This is a genomic window from Exiguobacterium sp. S3 (assembly GCF_018617295.1).
Taxonomy (GTDB): domain Bacteria; phylum Bacillota; class Bacilli; order Exiguobacteriales; family Exiguobacteriaceae; genus Exiguobacterium; species Exiguobacterium profundum.
Map to the genome: position 1 here is coordinate 902,013 of NZ_JACSJW010000001.1, position 20,860 is coordinate 922,872.

A 20,860-nucleotide genomic window follows, 5' to 3' on the forward strand; every position below is an offset into this window, starting at 1 on the left:
GTGTCGTTTCGTCAAATCAAACCGGATGTAGCCTCAAAATGCTGTATCCCATTTGCGCCAAGCCTTATAGATCAAAAGCACGGATTCTCTATAACAACCATTATGCTGTAACCACCTAGGAAACTTGAGACGCGCGCGGGAAAGCAGCCCATCATGCCAGACGCAAACGAACAAATCAAAGAGTGGGAACCGATGATCTATTATGTCATCCGCCAACTCCATCTTCATCCGAACGAAGTCGACGATGCCGCCCAGACGGCACGAATCGCCCTATGGCGAGCCATCCAAGACGGCAAGACGCTAGGGAAAACCTACTGTTTCATCCGCATCCGTGGAGCAATCTTAAACGAGCGTGCCAAACAGGCGAAGACGCTCCAACACGAGGTGACGAGTGAGCGCCTCCCCGAGCAAATCGACAAGAGTGAGGTGCCGCTGTCCCTCTGGCTAGACGACAAGCGTTCCACTTTACCAAATCGTCATTTCACCTTACTCTGCCATATGCTTCACGGAACTGAAGCATTGCTCGGTTACTCCCCGAGCCGCCTCCGCGCCTACAAGGCCGAACTCCAGCGGATGCTCCGTGAGGACGACAAGTAAGAGGAGAATGAAGATGACTTTACACATGAAAGACGCTGTCGACCAGCACGTCCACTACTTACGCATGACCGGAAAATCGGACAACACGGTCAGTCAGGCGACCTATAAGTTCGCCCGTTTCCAAAAACTCATGGGACAGAACCGAACTCTCGATGACTTCAAGACGAGACAGGACGTCATGCCGTATATCAACGCCCTCCGCTCGGAAGGATGCCAACCGGTGACCATCAACAACTACTTGAGCGCACTCCGCGGCCTGTATGACTGGGCCATCACCGAGCAACTCGTCACGCACAATCCGTTTCATCACCTTCGCGTGAAAGTGACCGAACGTCCACCTTCGGACGTCCCTACGCCAAGCGACCTACACCGAGTCATCGATGCAATCGACGTCCCGTTGTACCGAACCTTTTTGACGCTCCAGTTGCATACAGGGATGCGCATCAACGAGGTGAGACAATTGACACTCGATGCCATCGATTTGAACGCACGTCTCCTGTACATCCACGAATCGAAGACGGGGAAACCGCGCAAGGTCCCACTGAACGATGTGACACATGTGATGATGACGACGTACCTCGAGGAAGAGCGCCGATGCATCGATTCGCCATATGTCTTCCCGAGTGCCCGCGGCGACCTCATCTGCAAGACGACGATCAACCGTCACTTGAAACGCGCCGCAAACGCGCCGCCGAGGACGTGCTCGGCACATCCGTCACATCACATACGCTCCGGCACGCATTCACGTCGCACCTCTATGATATGGGCGTCAAGGAGACAACGTTGTCCGAGTTGCTCGGTCATAGCGAACCGAAGACGACACGGCGCTACATCCGCGTGCGCGAAGACCATCTGCGTGATGCGGTGGAGCGATTGACGTTGTAGTGAATACAGGAACATCAAAACTCCGGTCCACGAGTGACCGGAGTTTTGATCATTTTTTCATCACATATACCTTCAATAGATATCCGATGATTCCAATCAATGTGGCAATCGCAAGATACACGATTGGCACGAGAAGTTGCGGCGCAGTCAAAGATACGACGTAAATAAACATCGCCGTGATGAAAAAGAGTAGAAAGAATAAGCTAATGTGCTTCATTTAAATCCCCTTTAAATTTAATTTTTTCTTACTATTTTTGTCTTATCACCTTACTTTATCATTATTTTCCACTTATCGTCTCGGTGGCACATTACTTTAGTAGGCAGAAGCATATCTAGTTCAGAAAATTAATATATTGCCAATTAAGGAAATAGCCTCATTCATAAGAAACGAACCCTTCTCGCCTTCGTCTTCATTTCGCTATGCTTACTCCACTCGTACACGATGCAACTGCACATGTGTCGCTGTCCAATCTTGCGTAGGCGTGACTGTCGTCCAATACACGTGACCGTTTTGATAAACGATGTCCTCGTCAATCGGCAATCGAACCTTCGGCACATCAATTACCGGTGTCATCGCTTCTCCATACGCTGAATAGATTCGCATTCTGACACGTTTAAACTCTTGGTTGACAAATTCTTCCCACATGACAACATAGCGTCCATCGACTGTTGAAACAATCTTTGGATGTGCGGCATCCATGTTTCCTTTATAGGCCGTCAGCCATCGTACGTTCACATCTTTCGTCCCAGCATCTAAGAAGTAGCGAGCATTGCCTGTATTCGGACGTTTTCCAACTAACTTGCGCGTCGATCCTTTTACGAGGAATACGTCCTCGATTTTCCCGCTATTTTCATATTCTTCAAAATCCGTTCTAAAAAACTGCATAAATAGATTGCGTGATTCGTTTCGATACGACTTGGCCGGAGCAGCGGACAACGTTTTTTCGGATGTTCCTAGGAGCGCATATCCGTTACTCCCTTCAGCCAGACCACCTAATTGGGCAAAGGTCTTGTTGTATCCGTAATCCCAATTTTCGCCCTCTCTAAAGTGAAAAGGAATAAAATTTATAAGTGTTTCATGTTCTAAATAATGGATATCGAATCCTCTTCCGTACGCATCGCCTTGATCCGCAACAAGGACCCCGCCCTGTTTTGTCTTCAACAAGAACTGATTGAATGAATGGCTGACGTACGGTTGTGGTCTCTTTAACGGTTTCATCGAAGTTGCGTCGAGGAAGACGTTTTGGGATGCCTGATGATTCAATCCGTCTGTATGAACGAACATTTTGCGTGCGAAATGGGCGAAGAGTACTCCATCTTGGTAAACAATTCGTGCGTTGCCGGCATCAAACGGAATTTTTGTGTTAATAGATTTGCCATTCCACTGTGCCGAACCGAGACGCTTTCCGGCAGCATTATACTTAGTGATCATAATACTTGCAGAGCGATGATCGGTCTCTTTGAGCGGACGACCCCATAGCACGTAGTAATTCCCTGCTGGGTCTAACGCAATATCTCCGAACAGCGGCCACTCTTGCTTGAACGTCACTCGCTTTTTAACTTTTAACGTATGATCGTACATCAGCAAACGGACGTCTTTCGATGTTTCATAAACAACATGCAATTGTTTTTTTGCATCAGTCAAGATTGCGGTTCCTCCGCCAATATTATTGAATGCGGATAAGTAATGCGCATAAGTATCCACATTTTCCCTTACCTCTCGGGTCCGATCGATTGAAACCGACTTCACTGTTGGGGTGAATCGTCCCGCTTTTACCTCTACTGGAATCATTCCGGTCTGACCAGATGCGGACTTAAACGAAATCGTCGTTTTTCCAGCACGACGACCGATTACGGTACCGTTAGCACTGACACTTGCGATGGTAGGGGCACTAGAAGACCATTTTAAGCGAGGCTGAAGATGTGCCGGGATAACCGCATAATCAATTGTGCGCCCTTCTCCGATGCGTACAGTGACCCGTTTCGTTTTTAGGTCAATCGTCGGTACAGTGGCACGGTACGGATTGGTCTGGCTGCCATCCCCAGAGCGAACGGCGAACTTTGCCTTATTCAAATACAAAGCCGGACGGACACCAAGTCCTCTATTTACGTCAAAGTCTGTCATGTATTCCATCGCATCGATTGTCATGAGTCGTCCCTGGTCCCATTCCGGTCCCACCACCCAGTACGGATCATCGTGCGTCTTACGATATGGCTCCTTTTTCAAAGCACTACCGATGGTTGCTTGGACAAGATGAGGCGTACGAAAAAAAACATTCTCCATTTCATCCATGTCCATGACAAACACACGATCACTCACTCGTTCACGATATACCTCGTCCTTATTTCTCAAAATGAGAAAACCTGGATCGACAAAAATATAACTTGGCTGTTCACTCCCACTGTGACGATGCGCTTGATCCGCTTCGGAGAGCGGGACGTGACGCGTCACTTCAAGAAGAGCCTCCCGTTCGCTCGGTGTAAACGCTTGATACAGAAAACCCGGCTCATTCGTATAACCAAGATGGCCCGGTTGTACACTTGTTTGATCTGGCTTCTTAGGCACCCAATTGATTTGTTTGTCTTCACTATTCAACCATTGACGAAGCGTTGAAGTTGACCAACGGCTGCTACCAACAGAACCTGCTTCGACAGAGGATGCATCAAATGCCTTCCATTCCAGTATGTTACGCGAAAACAAGAGTGGATTCCCGTCATCATCAATATCGATCACGTTCCAGAGAACAGGATTTCCGTCATGCTGCCCAAATTCGATTTGGTCACCAATTCGATAAGTGGTCGCCCCGACATCAGTCGGAAAAATCAAAAGTCCTAACCAAATAATCATCCAATACCCAAATACCTTGATCCATTTCATTCCGCTTTCCCCTGTCTGTGTCTATTTGCTTCTTTCATTTTATACAATCAACTACAACGACAAGATGGGGATTTTGGATATCGAGTCAAACGTTTTTTCTGATTTATTACGCAATCCATTTGCGAATGATTTACGGCAAGTCGGATGAACCTGGGAGAAGGTGGCGAGAAAATCAAAAAAATCCTCCAAACGGAACCGAAGGACTTACTTCTTGTTCCGTTTGGAAGATTTATTTTTTGAGCCTTATAATAAGAAATATGCATCTAATTCATCATGATCGTGAATGATGTCGTTCGAATCTACTCCCATTTCCTCAGCCAAAACAATAGAGGCGGCTGCCAATGCGGCAGTATTCATCTCAAGATCAAATGCGGCATCTACTAATGATTGGAATCGAGCATATGTTTTATTTATCTGATCAACGAGGCTACGATAGGCTGCATCTGCTTTTTCGGATAATTGTTCATAATAGGCATCGAGAACTTTTTTTAACTTTTCTTCGCGTTCGCCAAGCTTCCCTTTTGTGAACTGCCAAATCAGATTCGTCGCAATCGTTCCAATGACGGCCCCAAGACCCGGAACTGGAATAAGAGCTTGTCCAACAACCGCACCGATTGCCACAACTCCTGCTTCAAAACAGAGGACTTGACCTTCAGTCACGACTTCATCCGCATCGATTTCTCCGTCCATGTAACGATTAATTAATGTTCCGACTCCTATAGCCGCACTTGTCACAGCTCCAGCAAATGGCGCTGATAGTGCAGTCAAATTCGTCAACGCATAAATAGAGCCGGCAGACACGAACGCTTTACCACCGGATTTTGAGGCTTCTAAACCAAGCTCTTTCCAATCTTGCGCATCAAACTCATCAATCTTTTTCCCCGATTTGATTTTCGAATAGACCCCTGTAAGCGTGGTAATGGTTGCGGATACCACGGCAGCACCACCTGCGACTTTTACCCCTTCACCTAACGAGGGGCCTCTCGCAGCCTGTGCCGCTTGTTTATCCGATTTGGCTTTCTGGTCAATTTTTTGCTTCATTTCATGATTTTGATCAATCAAATCATCTTGATGCTTGGAGACCGTTTCAAATACTTTCCCAAGTTGTACATCGTCATAATCTGAAATAGAAGGTTTCACTAATTCATCGAACGATTTTCCTGATGTCGCTTCCAATTCTTTGATTTTGCTTAAAATTGCGCGGACTGTTTTATTCGATAATGCGTCAGGGTTTTGTCCATTTCGAATCTGTTCGATGACGGCGAATTGATCTTTCGGAATCATGTACTGAATCGAATCATCCTTATACGTCTGAAAATGACTGAACACATGACTCAATGTATTGTTTGTTCCGTTGATAAATTTCGATTGGATTTTGATACCATTTAAAAGAAAATCCTCAGGTGCCGTTCGTCCGACACCATCGAATGTTGCCACTTCTTTAAATCCACTTAGAACATTTTTGGCATTGCGAACATGCACTTCTAAATGCTCAGCAATTTCTCCATGCTTCGTCCGCATCGTTCCTAAAATATTTTCGGGAGACGAGAGAAATACTCTCATTTTGGCAAGATGAGAAAGCGCACTTTCAAAATTTTGGTCCTGCATGCGATGCGCTTCCAATTGTGTCCGAATCATCTCGCTGATTCGTTGATCGATACGATTTTGCTTAATTGAATTATAGCCATCGACCCCCGCAGCGATAAACTGATCCTTAAAAACCCGTTCCATCCTTTATCCCACTTCTTTCATAAAGAGCTTCGATAGACTTTGCGTGTTATTCACGATAGCAATCAATTCATTTTTTTGTTCGTACGAAAACTCATTGTAAGAAGTTATATGTCGCGCACCTTGTAAGAAGCGATGGAACATCATGTAGAGATCATTTGATAGGTTAATAGTCAACTCTTGCAAACGAGCAATCTCTAATCGGGCCGCATCCAGTTTACGTCTTTCCACCGATATCTTAAACCGCTCATTGTCCGCTTTGATGGCAGCATCTTTATTTTTTTTATTTGCGAAGATCCCACCAGTTAATAAGGTAACTGCGCCAATCCCCAATCCCACCGGGCCTGCAAGAGCCAGTAGAGCCGTTCCTCCAGCCATACCGCTACCTCCCGCCGCAAGCGCACCTCCTCCTAACCAAGCCAGTGCTGCGTTCGATGCCGCCACACCAGACAAGCCTGAAATGGCCGCACCTGTTGAAGCTGTTCCAAAGGTAGTCGCAACCGCCATGGCTACAGTCGGTGCGACAGCAGCTGTAGCGACACCAGCTGCCACACCCGCTACGGTCCCTCCACCTGCAATTTTAATCATCATTTCTTCGTCATATTTGATTTCACTCAAAATTTTAAAACTAGAAAGGTTGATTTTCACTTCTTCAAAATTTCGTTCAAATTCTTTTGGTGTATTCGCTAATTGATTAATGTAGTTTTCGATACTGTCAATCACAACAACCGTATTTTTCCGTGTTTCATGTAATTTGACAGCTTCGGTAGTCGTTCTTTCACTAATTCGTTTATGAAGGTCAATCTCTTGCTCCAATTTGCGAATTGCTTCTTTTTTCATCGATGTGTTTAACATGTGCATTCCTCCTCGGTGTATACATTTATTTTATTCAAAATTGAAACAGATATAACAATACTTTCCTTAAAAAAGGAAATGGTTTTCTTGTTTTTTCATAAATTCCAGTTGCACTTGATGATGATATTTCAAGTTCAATAGTGCGATATACCCTGTAATCTGAATAAAAATAAGTTAAAGAACTCCGTTTGTTTAGTCTTTATGATTGCCATAATCAGTATATTCCATAAATGTGAAATAGGGATAATCAATTTATTACTAGGTAAGAGTCGTTTGGTTTTTAGTATGTATTGTATCTACCTGATACTGTTTCTTTTGATATGAGATCCCCTTGAACCAACCCTTTGCTTTGAACAATTGAATCGTATCGATTATTTATCTATCCATAAATCCGACTGATTGCGAGTCGCTTTTGATTAAACCATATTAATCAAACCATTCCCATATTTTATAGAAATGGTGATGTAAATAATATGGGAATGGTTTATTGTAGAAAAGGTATTTATGAACCATCAGGATGTCAATGACACAAGATGGTATAAAGGAGACTTCATCAATTGCAAAAGCTCGGTTTTTTAGACGCCCTACGCGGTTATGCAATCCTCGGTGTGGTGTTGACTCACGCGACTCGACCTTTTCAACAGTTGCCCGATTGGTTGTATCAAATCGGTATACAAGGATCACGTGGCGTTCAACTCTTTTTCATCGTCAGTGCGTTCACTCTTTTCTATTCATTGGAACGGTATATGACCACTCGACAGATTCCGCTCCAAGACTTTTATACGAAGCGATTCTTCCGAATTGCTCCGATGTTTTATGCCGCGCTGCTCTTCTACTTGAGCTTCGACTGGATCAACGCCTCAATCGGGATTTCGACGTCTTATCCGGACGTGACACTCGCTCTTTTCCTCTCGACGTTGGCGTTCAGCAACGTGCTACATCCAGAATGGTTGTTTAGTCTTGTACCAGGTGGATGGTCCATTTCAAACGAGTTTTTATTTTACTTGTGTGTTCCTTTGTTGTTCAAACTCGTGAAGACCATACGTCAAGGTGTCGTGTGGACGGCAGCCACGCTCATGTTGAGCATCGTCCTCCATCGGCTCACCGAACAGAGTCAACCTTTTTTGGATGTAAGGAGCTTTTCGTTCTATTGGTTCCCGAACCAATTACCAATCTTCCTAATGGGGATTACCTTATATCTGGTATGGCGCGACAACACATGGTCCACTCGTTCCTATCGCACGATGACCATCGTTTCGATCTCACTACTCATCTTCCTCGGTGTCACCCCGTTTGATGTCTATAGCGCATTCCCGAAACATGCACTTTTCGGTTTAGCTTTCTGCCTGTTCGCTCTCGGTCTTTCCGGTATACCAGGACGTATCCTCAATCATCGGGTGATGCAGTATATCGGACAAATCAGCTTTAGCTTGTATTTGGTTCATTTTTTCGTGCTTGACGTAGTGAAACACTATATGAAAGACGAATGGGTTCAACAATATGGCACAGCGACCGTGTGGATGTCGACGTTCCTCGTGACACTCATCGTTTCTGGAATCATCGCATCCGTCACGTATCAGATCATCGAATGTCCGGGCATTCAACTAGGACGATCACTCATTAGGCGAAGACAAGAACTGCATCAGAAAAAACAGACTGCGTAAAGACAATCAACTAGATAAAGGTCATCATATAAATGAAAAACGGCATGAACCCTTTTAGTTGAAGGATTCCTGCCGTTTCGTCGTTTTTAAAAAATGATAATCATAGGGCTTAATAAAGTACGTGAATCATTATCATACAAGTCGTTTGTAACTAGTTCTGATACATATTGCTCCAATCATCCCACGTATCAGTAGATGAGCAAGAATACTCCATATATAAACTTCATTCACTGCCACACACCATTCAAAGGGTTGTCGACTCAGGATGATGACTCTTGTATACTCGCAGGTTTGATATCGACTTTTTCCATACTTTTTCGTATCTGTTCGATTTTTTCCTTTAACGATGCCGAGATACTTTTTGTCTGATTCATTACCATTAAAAGATCCTTCGTCGTCACAAGCTGTCTACCTTCGATGTACACATTTTCAATCACTTCTTTCACGACAGACTCTAAATCGGCCCCACTGAAACCATCCGTAGCTTTGGCCAATTGAATCGTATCGATATTCAAATGATACTTCCCACGCTTCTTCAAATGAATTTCGAGTATTTTTTGCCTTTCCTCTCGATTGGGCAAGTCGACTGAAAAGAGATCGTCAAATCTTCCCTTTCTTAAAAATTCAGCCGGAAGTGTTGAGATGTCGTTTGCTGTCGCCACGACAAACACGGTAGAATCTTTTTCCTGCATCCATGTCAAGAACTTACCGAACAGGCGAGTCGTTATACTATTACCACTCCCAGAATCACCAATTCCGGAGAAGGCCTTCTCGATTTCATCTACCCACAGCACGCATGGACTGACGGCCTCAGCCGTCTTCAGAGCCTTCCGCATATTCTCTTCGCTTTCCCCTACGTATTTACCGAATAACTTTCCGATATCGAGACGCAAGAGTGGGACATCGAACAATTTGCCCGTGGCCTTGGCAGCCAAACTTTTTCCGCATCCAGGCATCCCGACGAGCAACAGACCTTTTGGAAGATCGACTCCCGCCTTGATGGCATGGTCCAAATGATGAAATATTTTTCCTTTACGAATCAGCCACGTTTTTAAATGCTCAAGTCCCCCGATGTCATCGATATCTTCCTGTACTTGAACAATCTCGAGCATGCCCGATTTTTTGATGAATTGTTATTTTTCTTTCAAAATTAGGTTCTTGTCCGTCTCGGAAAGAGTGCCGTTTGACTGATAGGCCAAGTTCAAAATCTGAATGATTTCATATTCACTCAACCCCTTAAACGATAAAGCCATCTCATCGATGATCGATTCATCCACCATGATCGACTGAACGTTTGCAAATTCAAGAATCATTTTTTTGATTTCCATGTAGTTTGGAGACGGAACGTCTACAATAGTAACCAATGACTCTATTTCTTTTGGAATATGAAGCTCTGTGGAAACAATAAAAATGGTGCAATAATATTCTGATTCATGGCTATTTTTTCGGGCGATACTTTTAAGTAGTGCCTGTATTTTCGGGTCATCAAGATCGCGGTGTACATCTCTAAGAACTAAAAAGCAAGGAGGATTGGTCAAATCATCGGCATACCTCAAAAAATGTTCAAGCGAACAGTTCTCCTTTTCTACTTTTGTACGAAAATCCACACATCCGTATGCGTGATTGAATTCTAAAATCTCAAAATCGGTACCTGCCACCTCTTCCAACAAATGATCCATCTTATTAAAATCATTATGAGGAATGTAAATAATCGGACGAAGGGCATGCACGTAAGATAAGATGTTAAATGAAAGTTTCCCCATCGTCATACCTCGAGATAATAAACGTATTGGATGGATGATGTGCTCTTAAAAATCAGACCTTGCATAATTTCGTACTCTCCCTCGATTTCGGTATGATCATATTCCACATTCGGTCGTTCCATTTCGCCGACTCGACAACCACTACTCATATGAATGACGAGATAAGATTTCTCTTTTTCTCCAAGGTCTTTCCACCTGCCATCAGTTGATCCTTGATACATATAAAGGTACGGCTTCAGTCGATTGAACATTTGTTCGTCCGTTGCAAATCGGGAGAGCTTTTCTTCTACATCAAGTTGATTCCATATAACCTCTCTTAATTCGGCATTCATCAAGCAACACATAATGATAATCGGCTTTTTGTCAATAAACTCATTAAAAAAATTCAAAGCATCTAAATTAAACAATTCCAAACTCGTATTCGCAATTTCATTGACTGTAATTTTCAAGAATTCTAATCTGCGTCTGGCTTCTTTTTTCTCCCTCCCCTGTTGCTCAGGTGTCATATTGTCTTTCATTAAATCAAACATTACAGATGCCACGTTAAACGCATTTTCGTAGTATAATTGGTTCATAATTTTCGTTCTTGGAGTCGAGATTTTAGTTTGCTGTGTCGGACTTCCTTCTCTAGACCATGTTTTCTGAATGTTAAAGTCTTCAAATTCAATCAACCGTGTTTTGAGGGAAACATAATATTCGTGATAAAAGGTTATGCTTTTTTCAAACATCTTTTCTTGTTGATCTGAAAGGGCTAGCCTTTTTTTATAAGCTTGTTTATAGAGATAGCCGTACGTTTTCAATTCAGCATCAGATACAGAAAAACCAAAGATAGACAAGATTCCCATTATTTTATCGGATAGTCCGTTCTCATCGATATGATCCAATTGGTCTGCCAATTCAGATTTACCTTGTATACGTAGCCACTTCTGCAAAATGTTTGCCTCGTACAATTCATATACGTCATCAATGTTAAAGTGTTCGTAGAACTCATCGACAGAACGAATCATGCGATTGTTCATATCCAGATTAAATTTGATTGTCTTCATCAGTCACCATCCAAAAAAATTCTTTATTTTAGTTACACCCGTATCTATCACGCCACCGACCATTTCAAGACCTTGATTGATTTTTTCCTTCACAATCGGAGCAATTTTATGGATTCCACTCGAAATCATATTCGACATCTTTTCACCGACCATTCCACCGATAGCGGTTCCGACAAATTTTCCTAATAAAGCCCCGGCCGGACCGAACGTGCTTCCGATGACCCTGCCTACAAACGCTCCCGTTTTTTCGCTTGCTCGTTTACATGTACTATGGACCAAAGCCTCTAATCTCGAAGCGGTACGGTCCATTACATACTCCATCGCATCTGACATTCTGACAGACCCGTTGGCAAGGTGATAACCAACCTTTAGGATGGTATACGAAGAATCCACAATGGATGCGAGTTGGCTCGCACGATAGGATTGTAACGTTTCATCCATTGACGTTTCTTGAACTTTTAGCATCGACAGCGTAATAAACTCTTTGGTCGGAACATCGAATGAATCACCCATATTCGCTTTAATCGCCTTTTGAATTGCCCGGATTTCCGATTTTACAATGTTTGGAACGTCCTTATGAAACTGTTCGAAGGAAACGATTTGGAGATTTGTCTGAAGTGTGATTGCTTTAAATAAAGAACGAACCGCACTTTTAGATTCCGTCTTCCCACTTTGTAAGGTCAATCCAAAAGCACCTTCCTGTGTCTCGATATCCATATCCTGTTGGATTGTAATCAAAAGTTCCGGTAAAAAGTTCGAATCCTCTTCCTCATAGACGGCTAACCACTGATGTAGCCACGTAGAGGTCGACATACCTTTACTTTTATGATGAAGTAGCGTGCGATGATTTCCCTCGACCCGTGTGAAAAAATCGTGTACTTCATCATATTTGTCTTCAAACCCATGTTTGGCATACAACTTACGTATTTCATGTTCATATGTATCTGGTTTCTGATTCATCAAGTCTAAGTCTTGTTTGGACTCCTTAACAATACGTGAAACGATTTGAATCGCTTGATCGTTGACCATCTCCTCACCCCATCCTGTAATATAATGTAAACTAATAGCCAGAATCAATAATACCTGTAAATCTCATTATTCGTATAATGAATTATAAAAGTTGAGTTCGACCCCCAAAAGTGAACACAAAAACACCTAAGGCTGTATTCTTGCACCTCGACGCTTATCCAATTAAAATGCTCGTTCTACATCGACCTGTTGATTATCGACGTAGTACGACCTTATGGAGGATGAATTTCATACGGTACAGAGTAATTTCCAAAACAGAATGTTTGAACTCTTAGATGTCCTCACTATGATTAAAAGGTATTTTTCAAGAAAGTGATGCGCCTAGATTGGTAAACCACTAAATAAAAAATAGGTCTATCGACTCATCATTAAAATATATTCTCCGCCTTAAGAACTCATTAACAATTTAGAATAAAAAAAGTAAAATTTTAGATATACATATACATTTTTAGCAACTATAATAAAAATGTTTCAAAATAAAGAAATGGTATTCATTTATTGAAATACCATTTGATTAAAAGGAGAGTCAAAATGAAAAAAATTTCAAGTACTATTATTATTGGGGCTTTGGGTTTATCTCTCGTGACATTACCTGGATTATCTGAAGTATCGGCATCAACATTAACTAACCGCGAAAAGCTTGAAGTTATCCAAGAAATGAATCCCGAATCTACCATTTTAGGTTTACAGGCTGAAATTGAAGCAACTGCCCCTGAAATAGGTCTGAATTATAGTGATACTCTTGATAAAATTTATAGAGAAAGTGTTGAAGAAAGAGAAGACTCAATATCTTCTGTCACTGAAGGTGGGACTACAATGACTGCGGCATCTTCAAAAAGATCCGAAACGCTTCCGGCAAGTGGTATCGGGAATATCTATTACACTCCAGCCTGGTTGGCGGATGGAAATGGAAACGTTGGTCATGTTGGAATCTATCACTACTCTGATAAAGTAGTTGAAGCACCTGGTATCGGTAAAAAAAGTCAACTTAGAAACCGAAGTGACATAAAAGTCGCTAAAACATACACTCGAATTGGTCAAGTTGAAACATCACTCACTAATCGCCGCGAGGCAGCAAACTATGCGAAGACATATTTAACAGGACAAGATTATAGATTGATGTTCGCTATAAACAAACGCAAAGGCGGCTATAAAAATTCATTAAATTGCTCTAGCCTTGTATGGTATGCATACAAGAACGCGACAGGTATTGATTTAGACAAAGATGGCGGATTAGGTGTTTATCCACGAGATATTATTAACAACCGAGAATATGTCACATTTGTCGGGGGACTTTATTGAAATACGTTAAGCGCAATTGGTTAATGCTTTTAATAATTGTTTTCATCTTAGGAGTTTTGATTTTTCTAGCAGTGAGACCCGAAACGGAGATAAAAAAAGAAAAATCTAATACTGTGTCGTCTTTAGAATCACAAAAACATATAGACATCAAAAAATATCAATATGTTACATTGCTCAGTTCTACCATGCCTTCTAACATATCAACCACCAAAGAGTGGGAGGATACTTTAAAGATAAGAAAGAACTTCTTGTTTTTCTTTAATTCTGACGGAGATTGGGACATGTTTTCTACTAATCTGCTAGAGTTTGCAACGGTAAAATGGACGGGTGATGGTGTGTATGTCTCAGATTATAAATACGATTATTTTATCGACAATAATGGGGATGTCCACAAGAAAGAGAACATAAATCTAAAGCGTAATGTTAGAGATGGTACGATTAGCCAATCCTATAAATTCGAGAGTTCTGATGACACAGTATGGACTGCTATGGACATTGGATTTGTAGATGAAGGTTATCATACTCAAATTTCAAAACAACATAAAGATAGTGTCTCTAAATTTATTGTTCAAGGGGCATATGGTCATTTTTTCAATGTCGAGAATAATATTTATGCAACAACAGTAGTCATGGATCTCAAGAATGACCTTAACGATGAAGCTCATGTAAAACTTGTTCGCTTTGAAGAACAAGGTAAGGAGTTAATCCCTAAAGTTATAGGAACACAGCCATTCGACTACGATAGAGTTTTGTATAATACTTTCAGTATGAATGACAAAACATACTCAATTGGCGAAACCTGGGATTTCGAGGACGCCAGTAAAAGAGACTTGAGTCTTTTTACTTGGGATATGGATAAAGGGACATCTACATCCACAGTCCTCATTTCTAACATTCAAGAAAAAACAAATTTTGAAAATTCAACATCAGATTATGATATATCAATCGACGAAGTTGAACCCAATCAACTTTTAATCAAAACCCCTTGGGGGGAATTATATGATGTCGATGTTGATAAGAAAAAAGTTATGAATACAATCAATCTAGATTTACCATTTGACTCGATGTCCGCTATGACTCTAGATATGCATAACGATCAAAAAGTGTTGACGCTCTCAGGAAATGAAAAAAATGATTATCCGCTTTCAATAACTGAAACAAAGGCTAGTTCACCGAAAAATCATGCTCAAGTTACTCTCAAAAATCAAGAAGTATTACTAAATTATTCAAAAAAATATAAAATCAACGAATTAACTTTAGAAAGCATTGAAAAACGAAAAGAGTAACATACATTTTTAAAGTAATTAACTCATTCATAGGGCAACACGATGATATTGATAATATGTCATCGTGTTGCCCTATTTTTACTTAGTGTGGAGGTAATAAACAATTGATTACTGAAAAAAGAACAAACGAACATACTCGGATTCTGTCCTTGATTAGATGACAACTCTTACGACTTCTAATTCCGACACGCTTATTTCAGTTCGTAATAAATCGCATACGGCTGGCGCACATATTCACTACGGGCGAGACCCGAAATCGGGAACGCTACAATAAAATATTCACCCGGCGGGATGACGAGGTCCAGCGCTTCGTAATAACGCCCCTCATCCATAAATTCCTCGCTATATCGAATCGAATCGCCATTCGCATCGAACAATCCGTATGCCCAGTGCACACCGTTTTGGTTGTTCGACCAACCTCCGACCATCGACAACGTCATCCGGCGTTCAGTCCGGAAATAATACGTATCGACATCATCTTGATGTTGGACGGCCCCGGAGAGATGCCCAGAAGCGAACCGAATCACGTCCGCGTCATCAAACGAATCGTTGAGTTCTTGTTCCGCTGTCTCCCCTTCACCCGAAACGGCCGGAATCACATCCGAACCGGACGAAGGTTCCTGTACATTCGCAATCGTCTCACGACCATATTGCATCGCATCGAGTTGTTGAATCGGAACCGCGTAGTTCATGTTTTGTGAGTCTGTTCGAATTCTTGTGACCACGCCAATTACTCTTCCGAATTCATCGACTAAAGGCCCTCCCGAGTTTCCAAACGTTGTACTCGCCGTATATTGCAGGTACGAAAGACCGTCCAAATACACGTCTCGATTACTCAAAATCCCTTCCGTGATCGTATTCGAGACGCCTCTCGGACTCCCCAGCGCATAAATGACGGAACCCGTACTACCTGCTTTGGCCACCGGTAAGGTCGGAATGGACTGAAGAGACGGCACATCTAAAATCGCCAAATCTAACTTGTCATCAAAGCGCTTCAACTTGAGCGTTTCGACCTCGGTCCCGTTTGCAAATCGGATACGAGCATATCGGTTCGATTCACCTGAAACGACGTGAAAATTCGTGATGACCTCCCCTCTTTTCGTCACGAACCCACTCCCTGTAGAAGTGAGTCGATCAGAAGCATCGTACATCTCGATCGTCGCAACGGACGGATTGACTGCCTTGAACGCTGCTTGCGCATTTAATTTCTTCGGTTTGACCGTCACACTGATAGTCGACTTCAACTTCGTCTTTTGGACGGTGATCGTGATGGTCGCTTTTCCGACAGCTTTCGCTGTAATCTTTCCATTTTTCACGGTCGCCACTTTCGTGTTCGACGATTTCCATACGTATACTGGTTTTTTCACACCACTTGCTTTCGCCTGTACCGCCTTGGATTGGCCGACCTGTAACGTCACGCTTTTTGGAGAAACCGTCAAGCTTGCCGCGGCAGCCGTTGTAGGTAAGCATGTACTGAGTAATAGAAGTAGGATTGCAAGAAGAGAAAACTGCGTTACGAACCGTTTCAAATCACTCGACCTCGCTTTCGTTTTTAGTCCATTTATATGAATACTGTCTATCCTCTTCATCGTACCAACCTAGGTCTTTCGTCGGATGACACTTATCATTTTTAAGTCAATCAGTAATTTAAAATTGAAAGGCAATCGTTCGACAAGATTCGTCATGTTCACATCATCATTTTCTCCAAAAGAAAAGAACCGCCTTCGGCGATTCGTTTCCGTCACTTCATTCTCTGCCCCACTCGCTCCACATCTTCTTGTCCATTAGATGTTTGCAATGAAACATCCTTGAACTACTCCTCGCCTAGGTCTTGCTTGGAGGTGAAGGATTCTTGAGTAATCCGAGAAGAATTTGATTAGGCTAGTCCCATCGTAACGGTTGGAGAAACCAGGATGAGTTTAGCTTCTACTTTCTCGTTGATTCCTAAGTTCACAATTCGGGTACAACCACTCGCACTGATCGAGATACTTCACGTCTTTATGTTGATAGCCACATCTCGAACAGAATCATATCCAAGGGAACGTCTTACTCGCACTCGTAACGACGGAGATTGGCGTCCTCATTGACGATGACCGTACGTCATTGATTGATGGAAATCGAGCGAATTCACATCAATCAAGTCAAAAAAAGATTTCGTACGTTTCATCATCCGTTTCATCCTCGTCCTCTACCTGTCTATTCAGATCACGATAAATTTTCAATGCATTCCGGTGATATATATGCACATGTTCCGTGTATTGAAACGATTGAAACCGGAAGTAAGACGCCCGCATGTTTTAGCTTGATAAGGATTGCTTCATTTATTTAAATATAATCTGCGATGTTTTTACAGAGATATACCTAACTTTGTTTAACATTCCAATGATGAACTTGATTCTTATAATTTTTCAAATATAAAAAGAGTAGACTAGAGAAATTATCTATCTCCAGTCTACTCTCTTTAATCAATAGTATTTCCGTAATTACTTAGTAGCAGATAAAATAGTACCGCCAGTTAAGACATTACCTTCAACATCAGTGATGTTCAATGAACTAGAAGCAACTTCTACTGTTAGTGTCTGTGCAGCATTGAAGTTAGGGATTGCAAGAACGACTGTTTTATCACCAGCAGTTCCATCATTAATTGCAGTAGGTGCAATAGTGATTCCATTAACTTTAACGATGAAATCATCTAAGTTCGCTGCATTATTAGCTACAGCTCCAAGGTCCTCATTGAAAGTCAACTCGACTTGGTCAGCAGTAGTTGTTACTGCAGCTCCAGCGTTTAGTAATTTAGCTGAAACTAAAGTCGGTGCCTTAGAATCAGTCAATGTAAGGAATTTTGTGAATACAGTTGAAGAAATTGATGCAGCACCATCATCTAAAACAACTGATCTACCGTTAGCAGTTTTCACACTCTTAGTGATTTCAAACTTGTAGCTAGCATTTGCTGGAACATTGAATGTGTCAGGTAATGTGATGCGTACAGATTCTTTATTACCTACAAATCCAACTGTCGAACCTGCTGGCAAGGCTGCGTTATCAAGTTTATAGTTTGATACGCTGATTGCAGAGTTATCCATTTCAGTGCCATATGCCACATCGATGTAATTTACAACTTTACCGCCGATTACAGATTTCGCTGCAGTTGCTGCAGTTGCTAAAAGCTCAAAGTTGCTAGTAGATACAGAGTAAGAGGCCGATGTTGATAGAGCAACATTACCATTAGTATCAACGTCAGAAACTGCTTTGCTTCCAAGCGCAATTGCATAAGTTCCAGATTTCGGAGTTTGACCAGTGATAGTAAGAACTAAGTTTTTACCACCTGTTACTGATGCAACAGCATTTTGGTAAATACCATCAGGATCTTTAACCGTAATAGTTCCTGTACCTACAGAAATGTTCTCACTGAACGGAATCGTAATAACAGTATCTGCACCACTTGCTGCGACAGTGTTTAAGTTAGTCGAGACAACTGTTGGTGCTACGCTATCTTTAGTCAATACAACTGTACCGTTGTATTTGTTACCTAAAAGATTAACTGAGTCTTTATAGTTTGTAACTTCAACTGTAAGAGCAACTGAATTTTCACCAGTGTTGTAGAGGTTGTTTGAACCAGCAGTGTTTGTAACATCAACAGTCCATTCTTTTTGTGCTCCAACTTGAGCTCGTGGTACAGCTGCAAATTCAGTAGCACCTTTTGCAGTTTTTACTGTTGGGATAGTAACCGCTTCAGAGAAAATAAGTTTAAATGTATCTGCATCGATCTGTTCAATTGTCGAAACAGTAGGAGCTGTTACGTCAGTTGCGATCGAATATGAAGCACTTAGTGTACCCGCTTCTGTTCCAACCACATCTTTAAGGCCCACGATAGTAACATTATGTGTACCTGTAGCAGCAGCTACACCAGTAACTGTTGCTTCATAAGTGTACTTACCTGCATCAGAAGAAACTGCTGTGAAGCCAGAATATTGTACTCCATCAACACGGACGACAGCAGTTGTAAAGTCAACTTGCTCGTCGAATGACAAGCTTAATTTACCATCAAATTTAACTGAAGTAAGGTTTGGCGCTACTTCATTAACCAATGAAGCAGTTCCTTTGAATGAAGAAACTTTTTCAAACTTGTCAGTTAATACGTTAGAAACTTCAACTGTGTAGACAGTGTTTTTAACGAGTTGTGGAGTTGCTCCGCCAAAGCGAACAATCACAGTTTTTCCGCCATCTTGCAACTCTACATCAGAAACCGTTTTAGTACCTTCAGCTGAAGGTGCATCAGCAGAAACGACATAGTTAGCTAACGTTTCAGCAGAAGTTTCGTTTAAAGCTTTGTTGAAAGTGATTTTCAACTCTGTAGTGTTGAGAACTTTAACTTCTTTAACCATTGGTGCTTCAATTGTGAATTCAGTAATTGCAGTCTTCACATCACCTGAAACGAGTTGGAACGAATGCGTACCAGCTGGAAGTTTCTTAGAAACAGTCAACTTACCATCTTTAACAGTAGCCGTTTCTTTGATTGGTGTAGCTGACATGTCTTTACCAGGGTAAACAACAAGTTCAACTTTCTCGCCATCTTTAAGGTTCTTCACGTCAGCGTTTACAGAAAGAACTTCTGCCGCTTGGTCTACTGAAGAAGAAACGTTTTCGATCTTAAGGTCAGCATCAACAACAGAGTATTTCGCAACAACTGTGATCGTCTTGCCATCACGAGTGTACGTACCTTTGACTTCGTAGTCGCCAGCTTTGTCTGTTTTCGCTTCTTCCCAGTCCACGTTAACGTAGTAAGCGCCGACTGCGAAGTTCGCTTTGAGTTTCGCAGGAAGGACCAACTTGCCGTCTACTTCAACTTCTTGTGGTGCTACAGATTGTTGGAAACCAACAACGTAGTTAACAATCTTGATTTTGATTGTCGTTGGAACTTTCTTCGTTCCAGCGTAACCTTTGATTGTCTGCCATGTGTTGACTTTCTTCATGTCGATTCCTGATTTGTACCAAGTGATTTTAGAAGAACCCACTTTAGCAGGAAGTTTTACTTCTCCACCAGTAAACGTCATCGGTGCAAGCTCGATTACACGTTTTTGTGCCGCATCAACCGATGCAACTGGTGTAAGTGCTGCTGCCGCTACAGCGAACGCTGCGCCAGCTGTTAATACTTTTTTCTTTTTCGTCATGTTGAAAAAATCCTCCCTTAAGGTAGTTAGGTTTTTTCTACCGACCTTGCTTGCCGATCTTCTTGGAACAACCAATCGCCTGTGACTCGTTTCACGACTATGTACCCATCCCTTATGAAGACCAGGTGCCACTCCCCCGGTAGATGCTCTTTCAAGATACCAATCTTGAACAAATTACCAAGACTGTTCTTGGAAAACCTTACATCCATAATATACATAACCCTTCCAATGAGCACAAGCGTTTTTTTTGATTGAAATGGTAACGTTTTTGAATTTTGGATATTTTAGTTTAATTCATTTTACGTTTTCCCTTTTTTTCAAATTAATTTTTCGGCTTATAATGGCTTTTCAAAGCTATTTTCGACAGAATAACTGAAAATACGACAACAAAAAGGGTATATTTTACTTTTTCTTTTATTTTACATCATATTTTCTTAGTTTCCTTTTTTCAAAGTCAATTTTCCCATATTGAAAATCATTGACCTATCTATCAAAACCTTGTTTTCCTAAATTTTGTTTTCTTCGTATAGCAGTCATTGAGACTTTAGTCTGATGCGAGCGCTCTTCGTTCTGGTCGAGCCGAATCGATTCATATCTTCCTTTGCGTAGTATCCGTCAGAATCAGTCCATTCACGCGCCCTGCCTTCTTTCGCGTC

15 protein-coding genes and 1 pseudogene are annotated in these 20,860 nt (G+C 41.9%); 6 read left to right on the forward strand and 10 right to left on the reverse strand.

What is annotated here, in order from left to right:
- Positions 1–153 precede the first annotated feature (153 nt).
- From KNO65_RS04660 to KNO65_RS15870, 3 genes and pseudogenes are all read left to right on the forward strand, one after another.
- Positions 154–597 (forward strand): sigma factor, encoded by a 444-nt coding sequence (locus tag KNO65_RS04660; protein ID WP_214781943.1) that lies wholly within the window; start codon positions 154–156, stop codon positions 595–597.
- Between the two features lie 64 nt (positions 598–661).
- A pseudogene (locus KNO65_RS04665) lies at positions 662–1,213 on the forward strand (tyrosine-type recombinase/integrase); the annotation flags it as partial.
- Entirely contained in the window at positions 1,192–1,482 is a 291-nt protein-coding gene (locus KNO65_RS15870; RefSeq protein WP_483297362.1) for a tyrosine-type recombinase/integrase, read from the forward strand. The pseudogene KNO65_RS04665 and the gene KNO65_RS15870, both read left to right, overlap by 22 nt.
- A 49-nt stretch (positions 1,483–1,531) precedes the next feature.
- Here the strand turns inward: KNO65_RS15870 and KNO65_RS04670 are convergent, their stop codons facing one another.
- The 4 genes from KNO65_RS04670 to KNO65_RS04685 form a co-directional block, all read right to left on the reverse strand.
- The gene (locus tag KNO65_RS04670) at positions 1,532–1,699 is read right to left on the reverse strand and encodes a hypothetical protein (protein ID WP_214781945.1); all 168 of its coding nucleotides are present in this window, start codon (positions 1,697–1,699) and stop codon (positions 1,532–1,534) included.
- A gap of 207 nt (positions 1,700–1,906) precedes the next feature.
- Positions 1,907–4,360, reverse strand: a complete 2,454-nt coding sequence (locus KNO65_RS04675) for an Ig-like domain-containing protein (protein WP_214781947.1) — start codon at positions 4,358–4,360, stop codon at positions 1,907–1,909.
- A 243-nt stretch (positions 4,361–4,603) separates the two neighbouring features.
- A complete protein-coding gene (locus KNO65_RS04680) occupies positions 4,604–6,091 on the reverse strand; it encodes a UbiA prenyltransferase family protein (protein WP_214781949.1) in 1,488 nt (495 codons plus the stop codon).
- Between the two features lie 3 nt (positions 6,092–6,094).
- Entirely contained in the window at positions 6,095–6,943 is an 849-nt protein-coding gene (locus KNO65_RS04685) for a hypothetical protein (protein WP_214781952.1), read from the reverse strand.
- A 557-nt stretch (positions 6,944–7,500) separates the two neighbouring features.
- Here KNO65_RS04685 and KNO65_RS04690 point away from each other — a divergent pair.
- Positions 7,501–8,607, forward strand: coding sequence for an acyltransferase family protein (locus tag KNO65_RS04690; RefSeq protein WP_214781953.1), 1,107 nt, complete (start codon positions 7,501–7,503; stop codon positions 8,605–8,607).
- 260 nt (positions 8,608–8,867) lie between these two features.
- Here KNO65_RS04690 and KNO65_RS04695 read toward each other — a convergent pair whose 3' ends face one another.
- The 4 genes from KNO65_RS04695 to KNO65_RS04710 are packed head-to-tail and all read right to left on the reverse strand — an operon-like array spanning position 8,868 to position 12,445.
- Complete coding sequence (locus KNO65_RS04695; protein WP_214781956.1) at positions 8,868–9,719, reverse strand: AAA family ATPase; 852 nt, start codon at positions 9,717–9,719, stop codon at positions 8,868–8,870.
- Positions 9,720–9,740: 21 nt separating this feature from the next.
- The gene (locus tag KNO65_RS04700; protein WP_214781958.1) at positions 9,741–10,370 is read right to left on the reverse strand and encodes an AAA family ATPase; all 630 of its coding nucleotides are present in this window, start codon (positions 10,368–10,370) and stop codon (positions 9,741–9,743) included.
- 2 nt (positions 10,371–10,372) lie between these two features.
- The gene (locus tag KNO65_RS04705) at positions 10,373–11,416 is read right to left on the reverse strand and encodes a hypothetical protein (protein ID WP_214781960.1); all 1,044 of its coding nucleotides are present in this window, start codon (positions 11,414–11,416) and stop codon (positions 10,373–10,375) included.
- 3 nt (positions 11,417–11,419) lie between these two features.
- Entirely contained in the window at positions 11,420–12,445 is a 1,026-nt protein-coding gene (locus tag KNO65_RS04710; RefSeq protein ID WP_214781962.1) for a glycine zipper 2TM domain-containing protein, read from the reverse strand.
- 531 nt (positions 12,446–12,976) lie between these two features.
- Here KNO65_RS04710 and KNO65_RS04715 point away from each other — a divergent pair.
- Together KNO65_RS04715 and KNO65_RS04720 are read left to right on the forward strand one after the other, a co-directional pair.
- Positions 12,977–13,747: a hypothetical protein gene (locus tag KNO65_RS04715; RefSeq protein WP_214781964.1), complete on the forward strand. Its 771-nt coding sequence runs from the start codon at positions 12,977–12,979 to the stop codon at positions 13,745–13,747.
- The gene (locus tag KNO65_RS04720) at positions 13,744–15,033 is read left to right on the forward strand and encodes a hypothetical protein (protein ID WP_214781971.1); all 1,290 of its coding nucleotides are present in this window, start codon (positions 13,744–13,746) and stop codon (positions 15,031–15,033) included. The genes KNO65_RS04715 and KNO65_RS04720 overlap by 4 nt, the downstream gene beginning before the upstream one ends.
- Positions 15,034–15,224: 191 nt before the next feature.
- Here the strand turns inward: KNO65_RS04720 and KNO65_RS04725 are convergent, their stop codons facing one another.
- The gene (locus KNO65_RS04725; RefSeq protein WP_214781973.1) at positions 15,225–16,562 is read right to left on the reverse strand and encodes a trypsin-like peptidase domain-containing protein; all 1,338 of its coding nucleotides are present in this window, start codon (positions 16,560–16,562) and stop codon (positions 15,225–15,227) included.
- Between the two features lie 954 nt (positions 16,563–17,516).
- Positions 17,517–20,204, reverse strand: a complete 2,688-nt coding sequence (locus KNO65_RS04730; RefSeq protein WP_214781975.1) for a hypothetical protein — start codon at positions 20,202–20,204, stop codon at positions 17,517–17,519.
- Between the last annotated feature and the right edge of the window lie 656 nt (positions 20,205–20,860).

What these genes read in the sequence shown, in the direction of transcription:
- KNO65_RS04660 (WP_214781943.1), top strand. Translation starts at nt 154, where the DNA reads ATGCCAGACGCAAACGAACAAATCAAAGAGTGGGAACCGATGATCTAT.
- KNO65_RS04710 (WP_214781962.1), bottom strand. Translation starts at nt 12,445, where the DNA reads ATGGTCAACGATCAAGCGATTCAAATCGTTTCACGTATTGTTAAGGAG.
- KNO65_RS04715 (WP_214781964.1), top strand. Translation starts at nt 12,977, where the DNA reads ATGAAAAAAATTTCAAGTACTATTATTATTGGGGCTTTGGGTTTATCT.
- KNO65_RS04705 (WP_214781960.1), bottom strand. Translation starts at nt 11,416, where the DNA reads ATGAAGACAATCAAATTTAATCTGGATATGAACAATCGCATGATTCGT.
- KNO65_RS04685 (WP_214781952.1), bottom strand. Translation starts at nt 6,943, where the DNA reads ATGTTAAACACATCGATGAAAAAAGAAGCAATTCGCAAATTGGAGCAA.
- KNO65_RS04670 (WP_214781945.1), bottom strand. Translation starts at nt 1,699, where the DNA reads ATGAAGCACATTAGCTTATTCTTTCTACTCTTTTTCATCACGGCGATG.
- KNO65_RS04675 (WP_214781947.1), bottom strand. Translation starts at nt 4,360, where the DNA reads ATGAAATGGATCAAGGTATTTGGGTATTGGATGATTATTTGGTTAGGA.
- KNO65_RS04700 (WP_214781958.1), bottom strand. Translation starts at nt 10,370, where the DNA reads ATGGGGAAACTTTCATTTAACATCTTATCTTACGTGCATGCCCTTCGT.
- KNO65_RS04695 (WP_214781956.1), bottom strand. Translation starts at nt 9,719, where the DNA reads ATGCTCGAGATTGTTCAAGTACAGGAAGATATCGATGACATCGGGGGA.
- KNO65_RS04730 (WP_214781975.1), bottom strand. Translation starts at nt 20,204, where the DNA reads ATGACGAAAAAGAAAAAAGTATTAACAGCTGGCGCAGCGTTCGCTGTA.
- KNO65_RS04680 (WP_214781949.1), bottom strand. Translation starts at nt 6,091, where the DNA reads ATGGAACGGGTTTTTAAGGATCAGTTTATCGCTGCGGGGGTCGATGGC.
- KNO65_RS15870 (WP_483297362.1), top strand. Translation starts at nt 1,192, where the DNA reads ATGCATCGATTCGCCATATGTCTTCCCGAGTGCCCGCGGCGACCTCAT.